This is a genomic window from Actinoplanes sp. NPDC021490, from assembly GCF_055562135.1.
Genome location: NZ_JBVHFW010000004.1, coordinates 405,954 through 424,356 on the forward strand (window position 1 = coordinate 405,954; position 18,403 = coordinate 424,356).

An 18,403-nucleotide genomic window follows, 5' to 3' on the forward strand; every position below is an offset into this window, starting at 1 on the left:
TATTCGATAGTCCTAGGGGCAGCTTTGTACCCCGATTCTCGGGTACAGTGTGCCCAGTTTTTGCGTACGTGGTTCGCTGCTTCCGCCCGATCAAGGGAAGCCGGTCACCAGCCGGGGCCTCGAGACCGAGCGGATGGGACGTCCTCTGAAAGGCCGCCTCACGGCGCCGCTGCTCGAAAACGGTCATCGGCCCGGGCATCACGGGGTCGGCATTTTCAGAAGGAGAGTTCAGCATGGCGCAAGGAACCGTGAAGTGGTTCAACGCAGACAAGGGCTTCGGCTTTATCACCGTCGATGGCGGGGGTGCTGACGTGTTCGTCCACTTCTCGGCCATCCAGACGAGCGGCTACCGCAGTCTGGAAGAGAACCAGCGGGTCGAGTTCGAGATCGCCCAGGGCCAGAAGGGCCCGCAGGCGGAGCAGGTTCGTCCCCTCTGAGAACCCCGTGCCGGTTGCGAGACCGGCCGCCGATCGCCTGGCGGAGATCGGCTCTAGCGCAGAAACCCCCGCATCCTCGGTGAGGATGCGGGGGTTTTGTTCATTGCCCCTCGGGCGTAATCGCGGCCGCTTCGGCTCGCTTCACGCGCGACCTCGTGCGCTCGCCCAGAATGATCATGATCAGTCCGCCGATGGCCACGATCGGACCGATGATCGACCAGATCCCGGCTCCGCTCATCCGGCTGTCGGTGAGAATGTCCAAACCTTGCAGCGTCCACAGTGCACCGACGACGACAGCCAGGACTCCGAGGGCCATTGGCAACCAGCCATAAAGCCTTTTGTGGTCCGGTGCCGGTTCGTTCACCATTTGTTATGCACCTGCGGGCGAATGAGTTCGTCGTACACCTCACGGACGCCGGCTTTCGCCTCGTCGGTGAGCGGCGGAAGCTCGGCCACGGCGGCGTTGGCACGAGCCTGCTCCGGGTTGCGCGCACCCGGGATGACCACCGTGAGGCCGGCCTGGTCGAGCACCCAGCGCAGCGCGAACTGGGCCATCGTGAAGCCCTCGGGCACCAGTGGCCGCAGCCGCCGGACGGCCTCGAGGCCGGTCGCGAACTCCACGCCCGAGAACGTCTCGCCGACGTCGAACGCCTCGCCCTGCCGGTTGTAGTTGCGGTGGTCGTCGGCGCCGAAGGTGGTGTGCTCGTCGTAGCGGCCGGAAAGCAGCCCGCTGGCCAGCGGAACCCGCGCGATGATGCCCACGCCCGCCTCGGCCGCGGCCGGCAGCACCCGCTCGAGCGGCTTGAGCCGGAAGGCGTTGAGGATGATCTGCACGCTCGCGGTGCCCGGGCGGGCGATTGCCGCCAGCGCCTCCTCGACCTTCTCGACGCTGACCCCGTACGCCCGGATCCGCTTCTCCTCGACGAGCGTGTCGAGCGCGTCGTAGACGGCGTCGGACGAGAAGACCGGGGTGGGCGGGCAGTGCAGCTGCACGAGGTCGAGCGTGTCGACGCCCAGGTTGGACCGGGAGCGGTCGGTCCACGCGCGGAAGTTGTCGAGCGTGTAGTTGCCGGGCTCCTGAGCCATCCGGCGCCCCATCTTGGTGGCCACCGTGAGCTGCGGCTTGTCCTTGACGAAGGAGCCGATGATCTGCTCGCTGCGGCCGTCGCCGTAGACGTCGGCGGTGTCGATGAAGGTGACACCGGCGTCCACCGCGGACTGCAGGGTCGCGTGCGCGTCGGCCTCGCTCACGTCACCCCAGTCGGCGCCGAGCTGCCATGCACCGAGTCCTACCACGCCGACCGAGCGGCCCATCCGGCCGAATTTGCGATTCTCCACGGGTCCCGACCTTACTCTCCGCTTGTTATCGTGCATGCAAGACGTACGTACGGTTTGGAAGGGACGATCATGTGGGATCCGGCTGTCTACCGCCGATTCGGCGCCGAGCGCTCGCGCCCGTTCTTCGATCTGATCGGCCGGATCGGCGCCGACCGCCCGCGCGCCGTCACCGATCTCGGCTGCGGCCCCGGCGAGCTGACCCTGACGCTGGCCGAGCGCTGGCCGGGGGCGCGGCTGGAAGGCGTCGACTCCTCACCCGAGATGATCGAGAAGGCGCTCGCGCACGGTGGCCCGGCCGAATTCCGGGTCGGTGACGTACGCGAGTGGCGGCCCGGGCCCGACGTCGACGTGCTGGTGACCAACGCCACCCTGCAGTGGGTGCCGGAACATCGCCACCTGCTCGCCCGCTGGGCCCGCGAGCTGGCGCCCGGGGCGTGGCTGGCCATGCAGGTGCCGGGCAACTTCGGGGCGCCCTCGCACGTGCTGCTCCGCGAGGTCGGGCGGCGCTACGGCGTGGGCGAGGTGCTGCGTGAGGCCCCCGTCGACGACCCGGCCGGGTACGCCGACCGGCTCGTCGCGGCCGGCGCCGAGGTGGACGCGTGGGAGACCACCTATCTGCACCTGTTGCCGGACGACGGAACCGAACATCCGGTGCTGCGCTGGATGGAAGGCACCGCGTTGCGTCCCGTCAAGGCGGCCCTGGACGAGAATGCTTGGCAGTCCTTCCGGGCCGACCTGGGCCGGGAGCTGACCGGCGCCTACCCGGCGACCGGCGGGTACGTCGCGTTCCCGTTCCGCCGCATCTTCGTGGTGGCGCGGACCGCCCGTTGAGAAGGGACCTGAGGTGACCGACCTGACCTCGTTCATCGCCGGACTGCCGAAGGCCGAGCTGCACGTGCACCACGTGGGCTCGGCCTCGCCGCGGATCGTGGCCGAGCTGGCCGCCCGGCACGAGGGCGCGTCCCCGGTGCCGGCCGACCCGGTCGCGCTCGCCGACTACTTCGAGTTCCGCGACTTCGCGCACTTCATCGACGTCTATCTGACCGTGGTCGACCTGATCCGCGACGACGAGGACGTACGCGTGCTGACCTTCGAGGTGGCCCGCGAACTGGCCCGCCAGCAGGTCCGGTACGCCGAATTGACGATCACGCCGTATTCGAGCGTGAAGCGGGGCATCCCGGCCAAGGCGTTCTGCGAGGCGATCGAGGACGCCCGCCGAGGGGCCGCCGCCGAGTTCGGCATCGACCTCCGCTGGTGTTTCGACATCCCGGGCGAGGCCGGTCTGGCCGCGGCCGAGGAGACGGTGCGGGTCGCCCTCGAGGAACAGCCCGACGGTCTGATCAGTTTCGGCCTGGGTGGTCCCGAGGTCGGCGTGCCGCGGCCGCAGTTCAAGCCGTACTTCGACCAGGCCCGCGCGGCCGGGCTGCACAGCGTCCCGCACGCCGGCGAGACGACCGGGCCGCAGACCATCTGGGATGCCGTACGGGATCTCGGCGCCGAGCGGATCGGGCACGGCATCTCCGCCGCCCGGGACCCGGAGCTGATGGCCTATCTGGCCGAGCACCGGATCCCGCTCGAGGTCTGCCCGACGTCGAACGTGCGGACCCGCGCGGTCGCCTCGATCGAGGAGCACCCGCTGGCCACTCTGGTCGGTGCGGGCGTGCCGGTGAGCATCAACTCCGACGACCCGCCGATGTTCGGCACCACGCTCGAGGAGGAGTACGCGGTGGCCGCCCGGCTGCTCGGTCTCGACGAGCAGGGCGTCGCCGGGCTCGCCCGGGCCGCCGTCGAGCAGAGCTTCCTCGACCCGTCGGGCCGGGCCGCCCTGCTCGCCGAGATCGACGCCTACTCGGGCCGCAGCGCGTAGAGCGGTTCCTGCCACATCGCCAGCACCACGACGATGCCGATCGTCAGGACCGCTATCCAGCGCACGAGACGCCGTTTGTTGAACCTGGCCGGGCCTTCCTCGGGCTCGGTCAGGGGCCGATCCAGGGTGTCGCGCACAGCCTTGCCTTCCGCCTAGTCGGGTACCGCCGTCCAGCTCTGGTACCGCTGGTCGTTGCCGGCCTGCAGCACGAGCACCCGGTGGGCGCCGTACCGCTGGTCGCCGACGCCGGCCACGAGGCCGCCGTCCGTGGTGCGCAGGGTGAAGCCGTACGGCGAGGCCTGCAGCGTCCACTTGGCCGCACCGCCGTCGCAGTCGGTCTGCACGAGCGGGATGCCCGCCCCCGTCTGCCGGTCGAGCGGGCCGACGCATCGGCCGGACGCCCGCGAGACCAGGGAGTAGCTGTTGTTGCCGGCCGGCACCAGCTGCCACTGCTGCTGGGCGTCGTCGTCGGCGTCGCTCAAGGTGATCGGCGTGCCCGGAGTCGCCCGGGCCGCGTAGAGGTTGGCCGCGCCGCCGGTCAGAGCGTTCGTCAGGGTGAACCACGAATTCTCGGCCGGGCGGGCCGCGGGGGCCGTCTCGGCGGTGACCTTCGCCGTGTAGCGCGGGCCCGACTTCACGGTCACCTGGTATTTCGCGTCGGGCTTGAGGCCGATCAGCCGGGCCCGGGTCGCCTTCGTCGTGGCCACCGGCTGATTGTCCACCCACACCTGGTAGGTCGCCTTGGCCGAGGCCGCGCTCCAATTCAGACGGACCGTGCCGCTGGTCGCGTCGCGCACCTCGACGACCGCCTGCACCGGCTCGGACTGCACGCCGTTGGCCGGCGCAGTCGGGGGAGCGGTGGTCGCCGCGACCGGCACGGACGGCACGTCAGCGCCGGCGCCGGGGGTCTCGGCCGGGGCGGTGGGCTCGGCGCCCGGCTCCTCGGCCGGGGCCGACTCGCTCGGCGTCACACCGGCCGACGGCGGGGCGTCGCCGCCACCGTCGGCCTCGCCGGGCTCGGCCACCGTCGGGGTCGGCTCGGCGGTCACCGTCGGCGTGGGCCCGGCCGGGGCGGCCGGGCTGGGAGTCTCGGCCGGCTGCGGCGCGCCGATCGCGTCGGGGATGTCGTCACCACCGTCGCTGCGCAGCAGGAACTCGCTCCGCGCGATGTTCCAGTTCTCGTCGAGATAGCTGCCCGGCTTCGGGTTGGTGTTGAAGTAGTCGTCCTTGCCGCAGTCGAGCCGCGTCTCCTGCTTGCGGGGGCAGACGTTGCGCACCGCCTTGCCCGAGCGGTCGGCCCCGCACAGCAGGTCGTAATCGTCGAGGCAGCCGCCGGCTCCGCTCGAGTTGGGCGAGTCGATCAATGTCGCGCCCAGCGTGTGGGTCAGCTCGTGCGCGGCCATCGCCGAGCTCCAGCAGCCCGCGTCGACCCGCCCGTACGAGGGTCCGCCGTTGTTGCGGTTGCCCAGGCCGGGCCGCCGGTCGGCGATGTAGGTGGCGATGCCGCAGTAGACCTTGGTGTCGGCGAACAAGAGGTACTTGCGGTCGGTGCGGTTGTAACCGAGCTTGCCGAGCGCCTCGATGTTGCCGGTGAACGAGCCCAGCGCGCCGGTCGGCAGTTGCACCTCGGACACGTCGACCCGGCACTGCGGCGTGGTCACGAAGCGCACATGCCGGGAGCCGCCGGTCTCGGCCGCGCTCTCGTCGAAGATCTGGTCGACTCCGGCCGACCACGTGCGGATCGAGCCGAGGAAGTCGGTGTAGCGGCTGGGGGTGCCGTACTCGTGCAGATAGAGCACCTGGACCCGCTTGCCGCTGCGCCCGTCGCCCTCGCAGGCCACGTCGTGCGCGCCCATGATGAAGTCGGCATCGCCCGGGGCCGCGTCGGGCACCAGCGCCGGCGCGTCGGCCGTCAGCGCGCTGCCGCCCTCGTCGCGGGCGATCTCGGCGTCGGTCGGGGTGGCCGCGGCGGCTTCGCGTACGGGATCGCGGGGCTCGGGCGCTTTCGCGGTCACCGGGGTGACATCGGTGCGCACCTTGAGCCCGGCCGGCGCCTCGTCGGGGCCGTGCGTGCAGGTCTGCTTGTCCATTTCGTACGAACCCGCGCACAGCGACCCGGCCTTGGCCGGCTTGAGCCCGTCGTAGACCAGTCCCTCGTCGGGCCGGTCGGCGGGCAGGCCGGTGAGCGAGAACTTGCGCGAGCCGTTGCTGCCGGCCACGTTGTCGACCACGCTCGGGCCGACGACCCCGCCCACACCGAGCAACGCCAGGCCCAGCGCCACCGGAACCAGCCGGTGCGGCCGCCGGGAAACGGCCCGGCGGTGACCACGCGGGGCCGGCTGGCGTGGCGTGGACAAAACCTCTCCTAGTTTGGCCGGGAACTGCGCGGGGGCGCGGTGGGAGGTGGTCATGGGGTTACCACCCCTCACCGCGCGGCGGCCTCGCCGGCTCGCGGGTGCGGGCGTCGAGCCGGAAGACCGGATGGGATCGGTGGGAACACTGCCAGCCCGGCCCGGCGAGCGGAACGCCTTTAATACAGATCTAAGCAAGAACTTGGCCCGGTTCACTCGGAACGGGCGGGCCGGCCGCCACGCTCGCGGGCCAGGCGCCCGACCAGGCCGAAACGGCTCGCCTGTTTGGGGGTCGCCTCGGCGTCGGAGAGCAGCATGACCACGCTCGCGCCGCCCATGGCCGCGCGATCGAGGCTGACCGAGCCGCCCGCGGACTGCGCCGCGCGGCGGGCGATGTCGAGCCCGAGCCCGGTCGAGCCCTGGTCGCTCTGGCCACGTTGCATTGCCTTCTCCGGATCTCCGATGCCCGGCCCGGCGTCGTCGACACGCACCGCGACCCAACCGTCGCGCCGCGAGATGCCCACCTCGAACGCCGTGCCCTGGGGGGTGTAGCGGAACACATTACCCAGAATGGCGTCCAACGCGGCAGCCAGTTCGGCCCGGGCCACGGGTACGGGAATGCGAACGCTGGCCCCGACCATGCGGTAGCTGCGGTTCTGGTCGCCGGCCAGCGCCGACCAGAACGTCATGCGCTCGCGCACGACCTCGCTGGCGTCGCACACGCCCGTCTCGGGGGCCGACGCGACCTGGGCCGCCACCGCCTGACGGGTCGTGTTGATCAGCTCGTTGACCTCGCCTTCGAGGGTGACGATGGCCTGCCGGATGCGCCGGATGCCGCGCCGCCGGTCGATCTCGTCGGCGCTCAGGTTGATGATCTGGGTGTCGTCGGGATCGAGGGCCTCGGCGTCCAGGCGCAGCGCGGTCAGCGGGGTGCGCAGCCGGTGCGACAGGTCGGCCACCATCTCCCGCTCGCTGGTGCGCGAGGTCACCAGCCGGTCGGCCATCCGGTTGAACGCGTAACCGGCCTCGGCCAGCTCGCGCGGCCCGGACGGCTGGATGCGCACGCCGAGGTCGCCACCGCCGACGGCCATGGCCGCGTGCACCAGGTTGCGCGCCGAGTTGACCGCGCCCCGGGCCAGCCGGTCGACCACCACGACGCTGCCCGCCACCAGCACCAGCGCGATGCCGAGCAGCAGCCACCAGTCGTTCGCCGTGCCCTCGCTGAGCTCGTCGGCGGGCACGAAGACCTCGACCACCGACGTACGGGTCCCGGCCGTCACCGGCTCGAGGCGCACGAGGCCGCCCTCGACCTCCTGGGTCACGGTCGAGCCACTGGTGGCGGCGTGCCGGACCTCGTTGTCGTCGGCCCGGCCACCGACGGTCTGACCGGGCGCGTAGACCTTCACGCGGCCCCCGCTGCCGGCCAGGGCAGCGGCCAGCCCCTTGGCGCCGGCGCCGGCCGTGATCGCGCCGGCCACCTTGGCGCTCTGCCGTTCGGCCGCGCCGATCGCCTGGTCGCGATGGTCGTTGCGCAGTTCCCAGCCGAGCGGGATGAGGAAGGCGAGGGCGGCGACGGCGGTGGTCGCGGCGGTGATGTAGGCCAGGCGGCCCCTCAGTCCGGCGCCACCAACCGGAATCCGACTCCCCGCACGGTGCGCAGGTAGCGCGGCTTCGCCGCGGACTCGCCCAGTTTCCGTCGCAGCCAGTACAGATGGACGTCGATCGTCTGGTCCTCGCCGACCGATGGCTGTCGCCATACCTCCTCCAACAGCTCACGACGCGAAACCACCCGGCCCGGACGGGCGGCCAGATAGGCCAGCAGGTCGAACTCCTTGCGGGTCAGCGCCAGGGCCTGATCGGCCAGGGTGGCGCTGCGCTCGCCGACATCGACCCGCAGCTCGCCGACCTCGTGCACGGCCGGCTGGGCGGTGCGGCTGGCCCGGCCCACACGCCGCAGCACGGTGGCTATGCGGGCGTCCAGATGGGCGCCGGTGAACGGCTTGACCATGTAGTCGTCGGCGCCGGCCCGCAGCAGCCGCACGACGGTCTGTTCGTCGTCGCGTGCGGTGGCGATGATGATCGGCACGTCCGTGATGCCGCGCAGCATGCGCAGGGCGTCGGAGCCGTCCAGATCGGGCAGACCGAGGTCGAGCACGACGAGGTCGGGCGTCTCGGCGGCGACCCGCCGGAGCGCGTCCAGCGCGGTGCCGACGGCGTGCACGGCATGCCCCCGGTCGGCGAGCGATCGAAGCATGGCACCGCGCACGACGTGGTCGTCCTCGACGAGCAACACCGTGGCCATGCGAAGAAGGTACTGCGCCTGGCAACCAGGGCCTAACCGGTGATCCAGGGATACCCTTCGATCACCGAGGGTGAGCGAATACCATCCGTTGTGCCGATGTCGTTCACACTTTTTCCCGGTACGCGCCGGGCCCTGGCCCTCGACAGCCTGGCCGGCCTGAGCGTGGGTGACGCGCTGGGCGCACAGTTTTCCGGATCTCCGGCCGACCTCGCCGACCCGCCGCCCGCGCCCTGGCCGTGGACCGACGACACCGAGCAGGCGTGCTGCCTCGTCGCCGTGCTGGCGGAGGGTGACTTCGACCGCGACTCCTTCGCCGAGCTGCTGGGCCACCGGCACGACCCCGGCCGTGGCTACGGCGCGGGCGCCGAGGTGATGCTCCGCGCGATCCGAGACGGGCTGCCCTGGCCGATCGCCGCGGCGTCCGCGTTCGACGGTCAGGGCTCGGCCGGCAACGGCGCCGCCATGCGGGCCGCCCCGCTGGGGGCCTGGCACGCCGACTCGCCGGCCCGCGCCGCCGCTCAGGGCGCCCGGGCGGCCGAGGTCACCCACGCGCACGCCGACGGCATCGCCGGGGGAGTGGCGGTGGCCGTGGCCGCGGCCGTGGCGGCGGCGGGCCGGCTCGACGGGCAACGACCCGCGCTGTTGCGGGCCACGGCCGCGCACACGCCCGAGGGCGTCGTGCGCGACGGCCTGGTGGCGGCCACCCGCCTCACCGATCCGGGCGAGGCCGCGGCCCGGCTGGGCAACGGCGCCCGGGCCATGGCGCGCGACACCGTGCCGTTCGCGGTCTGGGTCGCCGACCGGTTCCTCGACGACTATCCGGCGGCGATCGCGGCCTGCGTGCGCGCCGGCGGCGACGTGGACACCACCTGCGCCATCGCCGGGGGCATCGTGGCCGCGTACACCGGAATCGACGGCATCCCGCCGGCCTGGCTCGCCGCCCGGGAGCCGCTGCCCGGCTGGGCGACAGCGGAATAGCCCGACCGCATCCGGCGGCCCGGGAGTCACGCCCGGGTGGAGGACCGCGGAACCAGTCGCAATCGCCGGCCGGGAGCCGCTGCCCGGGTGGGTGGGCGCCGGAACAACCCGATCGCAACCGCCGGCCCGCTCAGGAAATCGGCGGCCGGGCCGAAACAGCGGGCATGCCCAGGGCTCGGAGTCTGTTCGCCGCCGGTGGCGCGGCCGTCGCTGCGGCGTGGTCGCTGCTGCACCCGACCGGGGCGGGGCTCGCGCAGGCGGCCGTCATCGTTGCCGTCATGGCGCTGGTCGTCCGCATGATGGCCGGTCGCGACGCCGACCGGCGCGCGCTGCGTTGCGCTCTGGACCGCGAGAGGGTGCTCGCCGAGCTGACCCCGGCGCTGACCACCACCACGGACGAGGCCGGGGTGCACCGGCACGCCGTCGAGGGGGCCGCTGCCCTGCTGGCCGGCATCCCGGGCGCTCGCGCGACCATCATCCACCCGGACGCCGACGGGTCACCCGACCCCCGAGCGGTGGGGCCGGTCCGCTCACCGCAGGCCGGTGAGCGAACGGCCGACCTGATCGCCCGGCTGCGGGCGGGCGAGGTCGTGGAGGTCACCGACCTGGCCGCCCGGGGCGGTCCCGGTCCCGGCGGCCCGCACACGCTGATCCCTCTGACGACCGGTGGCCGGTTCTTCGGCATCCTCGCGGTCGGCGCCGACACCGTCCTGCCGACCGACGTCCTGCTGGCCCTGCGGGCCCTGGTTGCCCAGGTAGCGCTGGCGCTGAACGCCGTCGCCCTGACCGCCGAGCTGACCGACCGGGCCCTGCGCGACCCGCTGACCGGCCTCGGCAACCGCGCGATGCTGCGCGAACGGCTCGGCACTGCGCTGGCCCGCGCCCGCCGCACCGGCCGCCCGGTCGGTGTGCTGCGGCTCGGCCTCAACGGCTTCGACCGGGTCAACGACGTGCACGGGCCCGGCGTGGGCGACCAACTGCTGCAGGCGGTGGCCGAGCGGCTGCCCGGGTGCGTCCGCGCCGAGGACACCGTCGGGCGGCTCGACGGCGACGAGTTCGTGGTGATCACCGAGGACCTGGCCTCGGCCCGGGACGCCATCGTGGTGGCCGAGCGGATCGTCGACTCGCTCGGCGCGGCCGTCCCGGTCGGGGCCCAGCGGTTGCGCACGCCGGCCGGTGTCGGCATCGCGCTCTCGCACACCGAGATCAGCGGGCCGGACGAGCTGTTGCGCCTGGCCGGCGCGGCCCTGGGCCGGGCCCGGCGCGGCGGTGGCGGTCACCACCTGCACGGGGCGCCGGAGACCGAGCCCGCGCTGACGTAGGGTGCCCCTGTGAGCGATCCCGACGGCCTCGAGCGGCTCTGGACGCCGCACCGCCTCGACTACGTCACCGGCGAGGGCCGCCCCGACGGCTGCCCGTTCTGCCTGGCCCCGAGCGACCCCGAGCCGGTCAGCCTGGTCGTGGCGCGCGGCGAGCTCGTCTTCGCGTTGCTCAACCTCTATCCGTACAACCCCGGCCACGTCATGGTCTGCCCCTACCGGCACGTCGCCGACTACACCGACCTGACCGACGACGAGACGGTCGAGGTCGCCGCCTTCACCCGTACGGCGATGCGCGTGATCCGGGCCATCAGCAGCCCGCACGGCTTCAACCTGGGCATGAACCAGGGCGCCGTGGCCGGCGCGGGCATCGCCGCCCACCTGCACCAGCACATCGTGCCGCGGTGGGGCGGCGACGCCAACTTCATGAGCGTGGTCGCGCAGACCAAGGTGCTGCCTCAGCTGCTGGCCGACACCCGCCAGCTATTGATCAAGGCGTGGCCCGCCCAATAGGCGTACGCCCTCGGCGATCTCCTCCGGGCCGGGCGCGCTCCCGGGGTCGGTGAGCCACTGCGTCACCACCCCGGACATCAGGGCCATCCGGGCCGAGCCGACCGTCCGCACGGTCCGGTCGTCGAGCTGATCCTCGGGGGTGCCGGTGGCCAGCGCGGCCATGCCCCGGCGGCCGGCCTGCAGACCGCCCGCCAGCTGGGCCCGCAGATGCGGGTTGTGCTCGGCCTGGATCATCACCTCGACACTGGCCAGCCACAGCTCGCGGTGCGTGGTGATCGAGTGGATCACCCGGCGCCAGAAGTCCACGACGGGGTCGCCGCCGTCCGCCTCGGGTTCGGCGCCCAGCGCCCGGGCGATCTCGTCGCCCCAGTCCTCCATCGCGCCGAGCATCGCCGCGGTCATCAGCGCCTCGGTCGAGCCGTAGTGGTAGCCGATCGAGCCGAGGTTCGTCCCGGACAGGGCGACGATGTCGCGCGCCGTCGTGCGGGCGTAGCCCTTCTCGTAGAGCGCGCGCTTGGCGCCTTCCAGCAGGTCTTCCCGGTGCCCCATGGTTGCCGATCCTAAGTTCTATACAAACGTATAAGACGTTTGTATAGTAGCGGCATGGACATCCTCGTGGTGGGTTCCGGCATCGCCGGCCCGGCAGTCGCTCACTTCCTCACCCGGCAGGGACACGACGTCACCGTCGTCGAACGCGCCGCGGCGCCCCGCGAAGGCGGATACAAGGTCGACGTGCGCGGCGCGGCAACCACCGTGCTGCACCGCATGGGCGTCTACGAGCAGGCCCGCGCGGCCGACACCGGCATGCGGCAGATCACCTACGTCAACCGGCACGGCAAAGGCTTCGCCGAGCTCCCGGCCGACCTGATCATGGGGCGGCGCGGCGACGACCTCGAGATCATGCGCGGCGACCTGGGCCGCATCCTGCGCGACGCCTCCGGCGCCTCATACGTGTTCGGTGACTCGGTCGCCGACCTCCACGACGGCCCCGACGGCGTCGACGTCACCTTCGCCGGCGGGCGCACCGGGCGATACGACCTGGTGGTGGCGGCCGACGGCCTCCACTCGGCGACCCGGCGACAGGTGTTCGGCGAGATCCCGCTGTCCCACCTCGGCGGCTACATCTCGATCTTCACAATGCCCAACACTCTGGGCATCGACCACGAAGAGGTCATGTTCCCGGAGCCGGGGCGACTGACTTTCGCGTACGCGACCGGCCCGTCCGAGCCCATGCACGTCGGCATGATCTTCGCCGGGCCGCAGGGGCACGAGCGGCGCGACGGCAAGCAGGCCGTCGCGGAGGCCTTCGCGGGCGGCGGATGGCGTACGGGCGAATTCCTCGCGGCCATGACGGGCGCGGACGACTTCTACTTCGACTCGCTGGCCCAGGTCGAGGCGCCGCGCTGGTCGTCGGGGCGGGTCGTGCTGCTCGGGGACGCGGCGCACTGCCCGGCCCCCTCGTCGGGGCAGGGCACCAGCCTCGCGCTGGCGGGGGCGTACGTGCTGGCCGACGAGATCGCCCGGACGGGGCAGGTCGGGGCGTATGAGGAGCGGATGCGGCCCTATGTGGACAAGAACATGGCGTTCGGCCGCCGGATGGTTCGGGACATGGTGCCTGGGGGGCGGTTTGCGGTCGCGTTCCGGAACTATGGGATGCGGACGTTGAAGTTTCATCCGCGCAAGGAGCAGGTTATTGAGCGGGTTTTGGCGCCTTTGCGGGAGGCTGCTGATGGGCTTGCGCTGTGAACCGACTTTCCCGTGCGCCCATGGCGGTGGTCCGCACGTCGGGGGTGGGGTTGCTGCTGCGGTTGGGTGTGAAGGGTGGGGTTGCTGCTGCGGTTGGGATGAGTTGGCTGAGCCTAATTGTCGCCGCTCCGCGGCTCCGGGGATTTCGCCCTTTGAGGTCGATGACTTGGGCACCAAAAACGGCCTCGCTTTGCTTGCCGTTTTTGGCGCCCAAGTCATCGACGGGCGAAATCCGTCGCGCCTCGGACGGGTGGGATGGCCTCGGGACGCACGCGGCCAGGTGGGGCGGACGCGGCCAGATGGGGCGGCCTCGGCCAGGTGGGACGGGCCCGGCCAGGGGGGCGGCCCCGGCCAGGTGGACGGCCCCGGCCAGGTGGACGGGCCCGGCCAGGTGGGACGGCCCCGGCCAGGTGGGACGGCCCCGGCCAGGTGGGACGGCCCCGGCCAGGTGGGACGGCCCCGGCCAGGTGGGACGGCCCCGGCTGGGTGGGGGCTGGTCAGCGGCGGGTGTCGTCCTTGGCTACTGCTTCGGCTAAGTGGGTGGGCATGGGCTCGTGGCGGGTGTAGGTGCGGGTGAAAGTGCCTGCGCCTGAGGAGAGGGCTCGTAGTTCTACGGCGTAGCGGACCAGCTCGGTTGCGGGGACCTCGGCTCGGACCAGGCTGTGGATGCCGTCGCCGTCGCTTTCGCTGCCCAGCGGGCGGCCCCGGCGGCCGGAGAGGTCGCTCATGACCGCGCCCACGTACGCGTCGGGCACCCGCACCACGATCTCGTCGATCGGCTCGAGCAGCGTGAGCTGGCCGTCGGCGGCCGCCTCGCGCAGCGCCAGGGCTCCGGCGGTCTGGAACGCGGCGTCCGACGAGTCGACACTGTGGGCCTTGCCGTCGAACAGGGTCACCCGCAGGTCGACCACCGGATAGCCCGCCACCAGCCCGCGTTCGAGCTGAGCGCGGACGCCCTTCTCGACCGAGGGGATGTAGTTGTGCGGCACCGCGCCGCCGACGACCTTGTCGACGAACTCGAAACCCGACCCGCGCGGCAGCGGCTCGACCCGGATGTCACACACCGCGTACTGGCCGTGGCCACCGGACTGCTTCACGTGCCGGCCGTGCCCCTGGGCCTCGCAGCCGAACGTCTCGCGCAGCGGCACCTTGACCGGCTCGGTGTCGAGTTCGACGCCGCCCGCGCGCAGCCGGTCGAGCACCACGTCGGCGTGCGACTCGCCCATGGTCCAGAGCACCAGCTGGTGGGTGTCGGGATTGCGTTCGAGCCGCATCGTCGGGTCGCCGGCCACCAGCCGGGCCAGGTTCTTGGCCATGGCGTCCTCGTCCGAGCGCGACTTGGCGATCACGGCGATCGGCAGCAGCGGCTCGGGCATCGACCACGGCTCCATCAGCAGCGGCGTCTCCTTGCTGCTGAGCGTGTCGCCGGTCTCGGCGCTGCCGGACTTGGTGATCGCGCAGATGTCGCCGGCGATGCACTGCCCGACCTCGCGCAGCTGGGCGCCGAGCGGCGAGTAGACGTGCGCGACCCGCTCGTCGGCGTCGTGGTCGGGGTGGCCGCGGTCGGCCAGGCCGTGCCCCGAGACGTGCAGCGTCTGCTCCGGCCGCAGGGTGCCCGAGAACACCCGGACCAGCGAGACCCGGCCCACGTGCCGGTCGATCGTGGTCTTGACCACCTCGGCCACCAGCGGGCCGGCCGGGTCGCAGGTCAGCGGCGGGCGGGCCGAGCCGTCGACGCCGGTGACCACCGGAAGGTCGTGCTCCAGCGGTGACGGCGCGCCGTTGACCAGGCCGTCGAGCAGCGCGTCGAGCCCCACGCCGGTGCCCGCGCAGACCGGGATGACGGGGTAGAAGTTGCCGCGGGCGACCGCCTTCTCGAGATCCGGCAGCAGGGTGTCGGTGCTGATCAGCTCGCCGCCGAGGTAGCGGTCCATCAGGGACTCGTCCTCGCTCTCGGCGATGATGCCCTCGATCAGCGCGTTGCGGTCGTCGGCGATCGGGTTCAGATGCTCCGGCTCGGCCTCGCCCTCGCGCGGCGGATAGCCCTCGGAGTAGTCCAGCACCCGCAGCGTGACCAGCCCGATCAGGCCCACGACGGACTCGCCGTCGTCGCCCAGCATGGGCTGATAGATCGGCATCACGTTTTCGCCGAAGGCCTCCTGGATGGTGGCCAGGGTCTCCTCGTAGTCGGCGCGGGGATGGTCGAGCCGGGTGATCGTCACGGCCCGGGGCATGCCGACCGCGGCGCACTCCTCCCAGAGCGCGACCGTGGCGTCGTCGACGCCGTCGACGGCCGACACGACGAAGAGCGCGGCGTCCGCGGCCCGCAGGCCGGCGCGCAGCTCCCCGACGAAGTCGGCGTAGCCGGGGGTGTCGAGCAGGTTGATCTTGACGTCCCGGTGGACGAGCGGCGCGCAGGCCAGCGCGACCGAGCGCTGCTGCCGGATCGCGGCCGGATCATGATCGGAAACCGTGGTGCCGTCGGTCACCGAGCCGGCCCGGGAAATCGTCCCGGTGGCCGCCAGCAGGGCCTCGACCAGGGTGGTCTTGCCCGCGCCGGAGTGTCCCACCAGCACCACGTTGCGTACTCTGCCGGGCTCGGTCACCACCGGCGCTGCCGCGCCGTTGAGCCCCTTCTCCGAAGCCTTCTGGGCCATGGCGGCCGCTCCCGTCCAGTTCGAGGTCATTTGCGGCCGGGCTCCCGAGAGCGGCCGCTCCCGTCCATTACGTGACTGTTACGACGCTGTTCCTGAATCCCACACCCGCCGGTATGCGAAGGGCAACCCTTTGTAGTGGCGGAGCGTCGCAGAAATGACGATACGGCCAAGGCCGCTCACCGGACGCCGGGGAGTGCCGCCCCGGCCGATATGGTGGGACGGCCATGGCAAAGATCGTCCAAGTACCTGCGCGCGCCGTTGTCGCCTACGGCGTGAATCCACTCGCCCGTTTCCTGCTGCGAATCGGCGTCACCCCCAACGCGGTCACCGTCGCCGGAACCATCGGCGTGCTGATCGGCTCCTACTTCGGGGCGATGGGCCACCTCATCTGGGGCACGGTCATCGTCACCTCCTTCGCCCTGACCGACGCGCTCGACGGCACGATGGCCCGGATGCGCGGCGGCTCGAGCAAATACGGCGCCCTGCTCGACTCGTCGATGGACCGCATCGCCGACGCGGCGGTCTTCGGGGCGGTCGTCTATTACCTGCACACCGAGGGCAACCCGTACGGGGGAATGATCGCGGCCCTGGTCAGCCTGGCCGCCGGTCAGGTCGTCTCGTATGTGAAGGCGCGCGCCCAGAGCCTCGGGCTGGACGCCGACGTGGGCATCGCCGAGCGTCTCGAACGGCTGCTCATCGTGGGTGTCGGCGGTCTGCTCGGCGGGGCCGGCCTGGAATGGGGCCTGCCGGCCGCGCTCTGGGTGCTGGCCGCGCTGTCGATCGTCACCGTGTTCCAGCGGCTGGTCCACGCGTACCGCACGGAACCCGCCCCGGCGAAGGAACCCACTGCGTGAAGGACCGCTTGATCGAGCTCGGCTACGCGGCCGGGTGGCGGCTCGCCCGGACGCTGCCGCTGCCGGTCGCGCGCCGGATCTTCACTGCCGCGGCCGACCGGGCGTACGCGAGAAACGGTCCCGGCACCCAGCGGCTGCGGCGCAACCTGCGACAGGTCCGTCCGGACATGGATGATCTTCTGGTCCGCGACGGCCTGCGCTCGTACGCGCGGTACTGGCTCGAGGCCTTCCGGCTGCCCTCGCAGAGCCGGCAGCAGTTCCTCGACGGCTTCGGCATGTCCGACGAGAACTTCGCCGAGCTCAAGTCGGTCATCGCCGACGGCAAGGGCGTCGTGCTCGCGCTGCCCCACCTGGCCAACTGGGACGCGGCCGCCGCCTGGCTGGTCTCGCACGACTGGCGCATGGTCACCGTGGCCGAACGGCTCAAGCCCGAGGGCGTCTTCGAGCAGTTCGTGGCGTACCGGGAAAAGCTCGGCATGGAGGTGCTGCCGCTCACCGGTGGTCAGCGCGCCCCGCTCGACGTGCTGGCCGAGCGTCTCCAGCAGGGCTTCGCCGTGTGCCTGCTGGGCGACCGTGACCTGTCCCGCAACGGCGTCGAGGTCAGCTTCTTCGGCGGGCGCACCCGCATGCCGGCCGGGCCCGCGATCCTGGCCATCCGCACCGGCGCGCCGCTGATCGCCGTCGACCTGTATTTCACGCCCACCCAGACGCGCGCGGTGCTGCGCCGCATCACGCCGCCCACCGAGGGCGCGCTCGACGTGCGGGTCAAGGCCACCACCCAGCTGCTCGCCGACGCCTTCGCCATCGGCATCGCCGACCACCCGCAGGACTGGCACATGCTGCAGAAACTGTGGCTGTAGGGGGTCGGGGCATGCGGATCGGGATCGTCTCGCCCTACTCGTTCGACGTGCCCGGCGGCGTACAGAACCACATCATGGACCTCTCCGAGGCGCTGATCGAGCTCGGCCACGACGTCAGCGTGCTGGCCCCGGCCGACGAGGACGCCGAGCTCCCGCCGTACGTGGTCTCGGCCGGCCGGGCCGTCCCCCTGCCGTACAACGGGTCGGTGGCCCGCATCGCCTTCGGCCCGGTGTCGACCGCGCGGGTGCGGCGCTGGCTCAAGGCCGGGCAGTTCGACGTGCTGCACGTCCACGAGCCGATGACACTCAGCCTCTCGCTGCTGGCCGTGCTCTCGGCCCGCGGGCCGGTGGTGGCCACCTTCCACACCGCGATGACCCGGTCACGGGCTCTTTCCGCCGCTCAGGGCATGCTCCAGCTGGTGGTCGAAAAGATCACCGCGCGGATAGCGGTCAGTGAGCTGGCCCGCAAGGTGCAGGTCGAGCATCTCGGCGGGGGAGCGGTGGAGATCCCCAACGGGGTGGCCGTCGCGAAGTTCGCCTCCGCCGAGCCGCTGGACGGCTGGCCCGGTGACGGCGGGACCCTCGGGTTCCTCGGGCGTTTCACCGAGCCCCGGAAGGGGTTCGACATCCTGCGGACGGCCTTCGTGCCGCTGGCCCGGCAACGGCCGGGCTTGCGACTGCTGGTGGCCGGGCCGGGCGACCGGGGCGACCTCTACGGCGAGATCCCCGCCGACCTGCATGATCGGGTGACGTTCCTCGGTCTGGTCTCGGAAGCCGACAAGGCTCGCATGCTGCGCAGCGTCGACGTCTATGTGGCCCCGAACACCGGCGGCGAGAGCTTCGGCATGATCCTCACCGAGGCGATGGCGGCCGGGACGGCGATCGCGGCCAGCGACCTGGACGCGTTCCGGCGCGTGCTCGACGGCGGCCGCGCGGGGGCGCTCTTCCCGACCGGCGACGCCCGGGCGCTGTGCGGACTGCTCGACGTGCTGCTCGGCGATCCCGCCCGCCGGGGCGCACTGTCCCGGGCGGCGGCGCAGGCGGTTGTGGCCTTCGACTGGACCTCCGTCGCTCAGCGTGTTCTCGAGGTCTACGCAACGGCGATAGAGGCCACGGACGGGCGCGTGATGGACGACGAGTGGGCCGAACCACGTTCCGGCGAATGACATCGGCGGGCTCCA

Annotated in this window: 18 protein-coding genes; 10 read left to right on the top strand and 8 right to left on the bottom strand. The window is 72.1% G+C overall.

The window, feature by feature from the left end; all coding sequences use genetic code 11:
- Window positions 1–233 precede the first annotated feature (233 nt).
- Window positions 234–437 carry a cold-shock protein gene (locus tag ACZ3I4_RS13650; protein ID WP_007458127.1) on the top strand — a complete coding sequence of 68 codons (204 nt, stop codon included), beginning with the start codon at window positions 234–236 and terminating at the stop codon, window positions 435–437.
- A gap of 100 nt (window positions 438–537) precedes the next feature.
- Here ACZ3I4_RS13650 and ACZ3I4_RS13655 read toward each other — a convergent pair whose 3' ends face one another.
- Both ACZ3I4_RS13655 and ACZ3I4_RS13660 read right to left on the bottom strand, forming a co-directional pair.
- Complete coding sequence (locus tag ACZ3I4_RS13655) at window positions 538–804, bottom strand: hypothetical protein (RefSeq protein ID WP_465382215.1); 267 nt, start codon at window positions 802–804, stop codon at window positions 538–540.
- The gene (locus tag ACZ3I4_RS13660) at window positions 798–1,775 is read right to left on the bottom strand and encodes an aldo/keto reductase (RefSeq protein WP_465382216.1); all 978 of its coding nucleotides are present in this window, start codon (window positions 1,773–1,775) and stop codon (window positions 798–800) included. Before ACZ3I4_RS13660 ends, ACZ3I4_RS13655 begins: the two co-directional genes overlap by 7 nt.
- Window positions 1,776–1,844: 69 nt before the next feature.
- Between ACZ3I4_RS13660 and ACZ3I4_RS13665 the strand changes: the two genes are divergently transcribed.
- On the top strand, window positions 1,845–2,606 hold the full coding sequence (locus ACZ3I4_RS13665) for a trans-aconitate 2-methyltransferase (protein ID WP_465382217.1): 762 nt from the start codon (window positions 1,845–1,847) through the stop codon (window positions 2,604–2,606).
- 13 nt (window positions 2,607–2,619) lie between these two features.
- Complete coding sequence (locus tag ACZ3I4_RS13670; protein ID WP_465382218.1) at window positions 2,620–3,642, top strand: adenosine deaminase; 1,023 nt, start codon at window positions 2,620–2,622, stop codon at window positions 3,640–3,642.
- On the opposite strand, the gene ACZ3I4_RS13675 is transcribed toward ACZ3I4_RS13670, so the two are convergent.
- The 4 genes from ACZ3I4_RS13675 to ACZ3I4_RS13690 form a co-directional block, all read right to left on the bottom strand.
- Entirely contained in the window at window positions 3,621–3,779 is a 159-nt protein-coding gene (locus tag ACZ3I4_RS13675) for a hypothetical protein (RefSeq protein WP_465382219.1), read from the bottom strand. The genes ACZ3I4_RS13670 and ACZ3I4_RS13675 overlap by 22 nt on opposite strands.
- 15 nt (window positions 3,780–3,794) lie before the next feature.
- On the bottom strand, window positions 3,795–6,053 hold the full coding sequence (locus ACZ3I4_RS13680) for an RICIN domain-containing protein (protein ID WP_465382220.1): 2,259 nt from the start codon (window positions 6,051–6,053) through the stop codon (window positions 3,795–3,797).
- Window positions 6,054–6,205: 152 nt separating this feature from the next.
- Entirely contained in the window at window positions 6,206–7,588 is a 1,383-nt protein-coding gene (locus ACZ3I4_RS13685) for a HAMP domain-containing sensor histidine kinase (protein ID WP_465382428.1), read from the bottom strand.
- Between the two features lie 17 nt (window positions 7,589–7,605).
- A complete protein-coding gene (locus ACZ3I4_RS13690; protein ID WP_203382696.1) occupies window positions 7,606–8,295 on the bottom strand; it encodes a response regulator transcription factor in 690 nt (229 codons plus the stop codon).
- A gap of 96 nt (window positions 8,296–8,391) precedes the next feature.
- On the opposite strand from ACZ3I4_RS13690, the gene ACZ3I4_RS13695 reads away from it, so the two are divergent.
- From ACZ3I4_RS13695 to ACZ3I4_RS13705, 3 genes are all read left to right on the top strand, one after another.
- Window positions 8,392–9,273 carry an ADP-ribosylglycohydrolase family protein gene (locus ACZ3I4_RS13695; RefSeq protein ID WP_465382221.1) on the top strand — a complete coding sequence of 294 codons (882 nt, stop codon included), beginning with the start codon at window positions 8,392–8,394 and terminating at the stop codon, window positions 9,271–9,273.
- Window positions 9,274–9,437: 164 nt separating this feature from the next.
- Complete coding sequence (locus ACZ3I4_RS13700) at window positions 9,438–10,595, top strand: diguanylate cyclase domain-containing protein (RefSeq protein WP_465382222.1); 1,158 nt, start codon at window positions 9,438–9,440, stop codon at window positions 10,593–10,595.
- Between the two features lie 9 nt (window positions 10,596–10,604).
- A complete protein-coding gene (locus ACZ3I4_RS13705; RefSeq protein ID WP_465382223.1) occupies window positions 10,605–11,105 on the top strand; it encodes an HIT family protein in 501 nt (166 codons plus the stop codon).
- Here the strand turns inward: ACZ3I4_RS13705 and ACZ3I4_RS13710 are convergent.
- On the bottom strand, window positions 11,076–11,654 hold the full coding sequence (locus ACZ3I4_RS13710; protein WP_465382224.1) for a TetR/AcrR family transcriptional regulator: 579 nt from the start codon (window positions 11,652–11,654) through the stop codon (window positions 11,076–11,078). The genes ACZ3I4_RS13705 and ACZ3I4_RS13710 overlap by 30 nt on opposite strands.
- A 54-nt stretch (window positions 11,655–11,708) precedes the next feature.
- Between ACZ3I4_RS13710 and ACZ3I4_RS13715 the strand changes: the two genes are divergently transcribed.
- Window positions 11,709–12,851 carry an FAD-dependent oxidoreductase gene (locus ACZ3I4_RS13715; RefSeq protein WP_465382225.1) on the top strand — a complete coding sequence of 381 codons (1,143 nt, stop codon included), beginning with the start codon at window positions 11,709–11,711 and terminating at the stop codon, window positions 12,849–12,851.
- 497 nt (window positions 12,852–13,348) lie between these two features.
- On the opposite strand, the gene ACZ3I4_RS13720 is transcribed toward ACZ3I4_RS13715, so the two are convergent.
- On the bottom strand, window positions 13,349–15,508 hold the full coding sequence (locus ACZ3I4_RS13720; RefSeq protein ID WP_465382429.1) for an elongation factor G-like protein EF-G2: 2,160 nt from the start codon (window positions 15,506–15,508) through the stop codon (window positions 13,349–13,351).
- A gap of 224 nt (window positions 15,509–15,732) precedes the next feature.
- Between ACZ3I4_RS13720 and pgsA the strand changes: the two genes are divergently transcribed.
- The 3 genes from pgsA to ACZ3I4_RS13735 are packed head-to-tail and all read left to right on the top strand — an operon-like array spanning window position 15,733 to window position 18,388.
- Window positions 15,733–16,362, top strand: coding sequence for a phosphatidylinositol phosphate synthase (gene pgsA, locus ACZ3I4_RS13725; RefSeq protein WP_465382226.1), 630 nt, complete (start codon window positions 15,733–15,735; stop codon window positions 16,360–16,362).
- The gene (locus ACZ3I4_RS13730; RefSeq protein WP_465382227.1) at window positions 16,359–17,222 is read left to right on the top strand and encodes a phosphatidylinositol mannoside acyltransferase; all 864 of its coding nucleotides are present in this window, start codon (window positions 16,359–16,361) and stop codon (window positions 17,220–17,222) included. The genes pgsA and ACZ3I4_RS13730 overlap by 4 nt, the downstream gene beginning before the upstream one ends.
- 11 nt (window positions 17,223–17,233) lie before the next feature.
- On the top strand, window positions 17,234–18,388 hold the full coding sequence (locus ACZ3I4_RS13735; RefSeq protein WP_465382228.1) for a glycosyltransferase family 4 protein: 1,155 nt from the start codon (window positions 17,234–17,236) through the stop codon (window positions 18,386–18,388).
- Window positions 18,389–18,403: the final 15 nt, after the last annotated feature.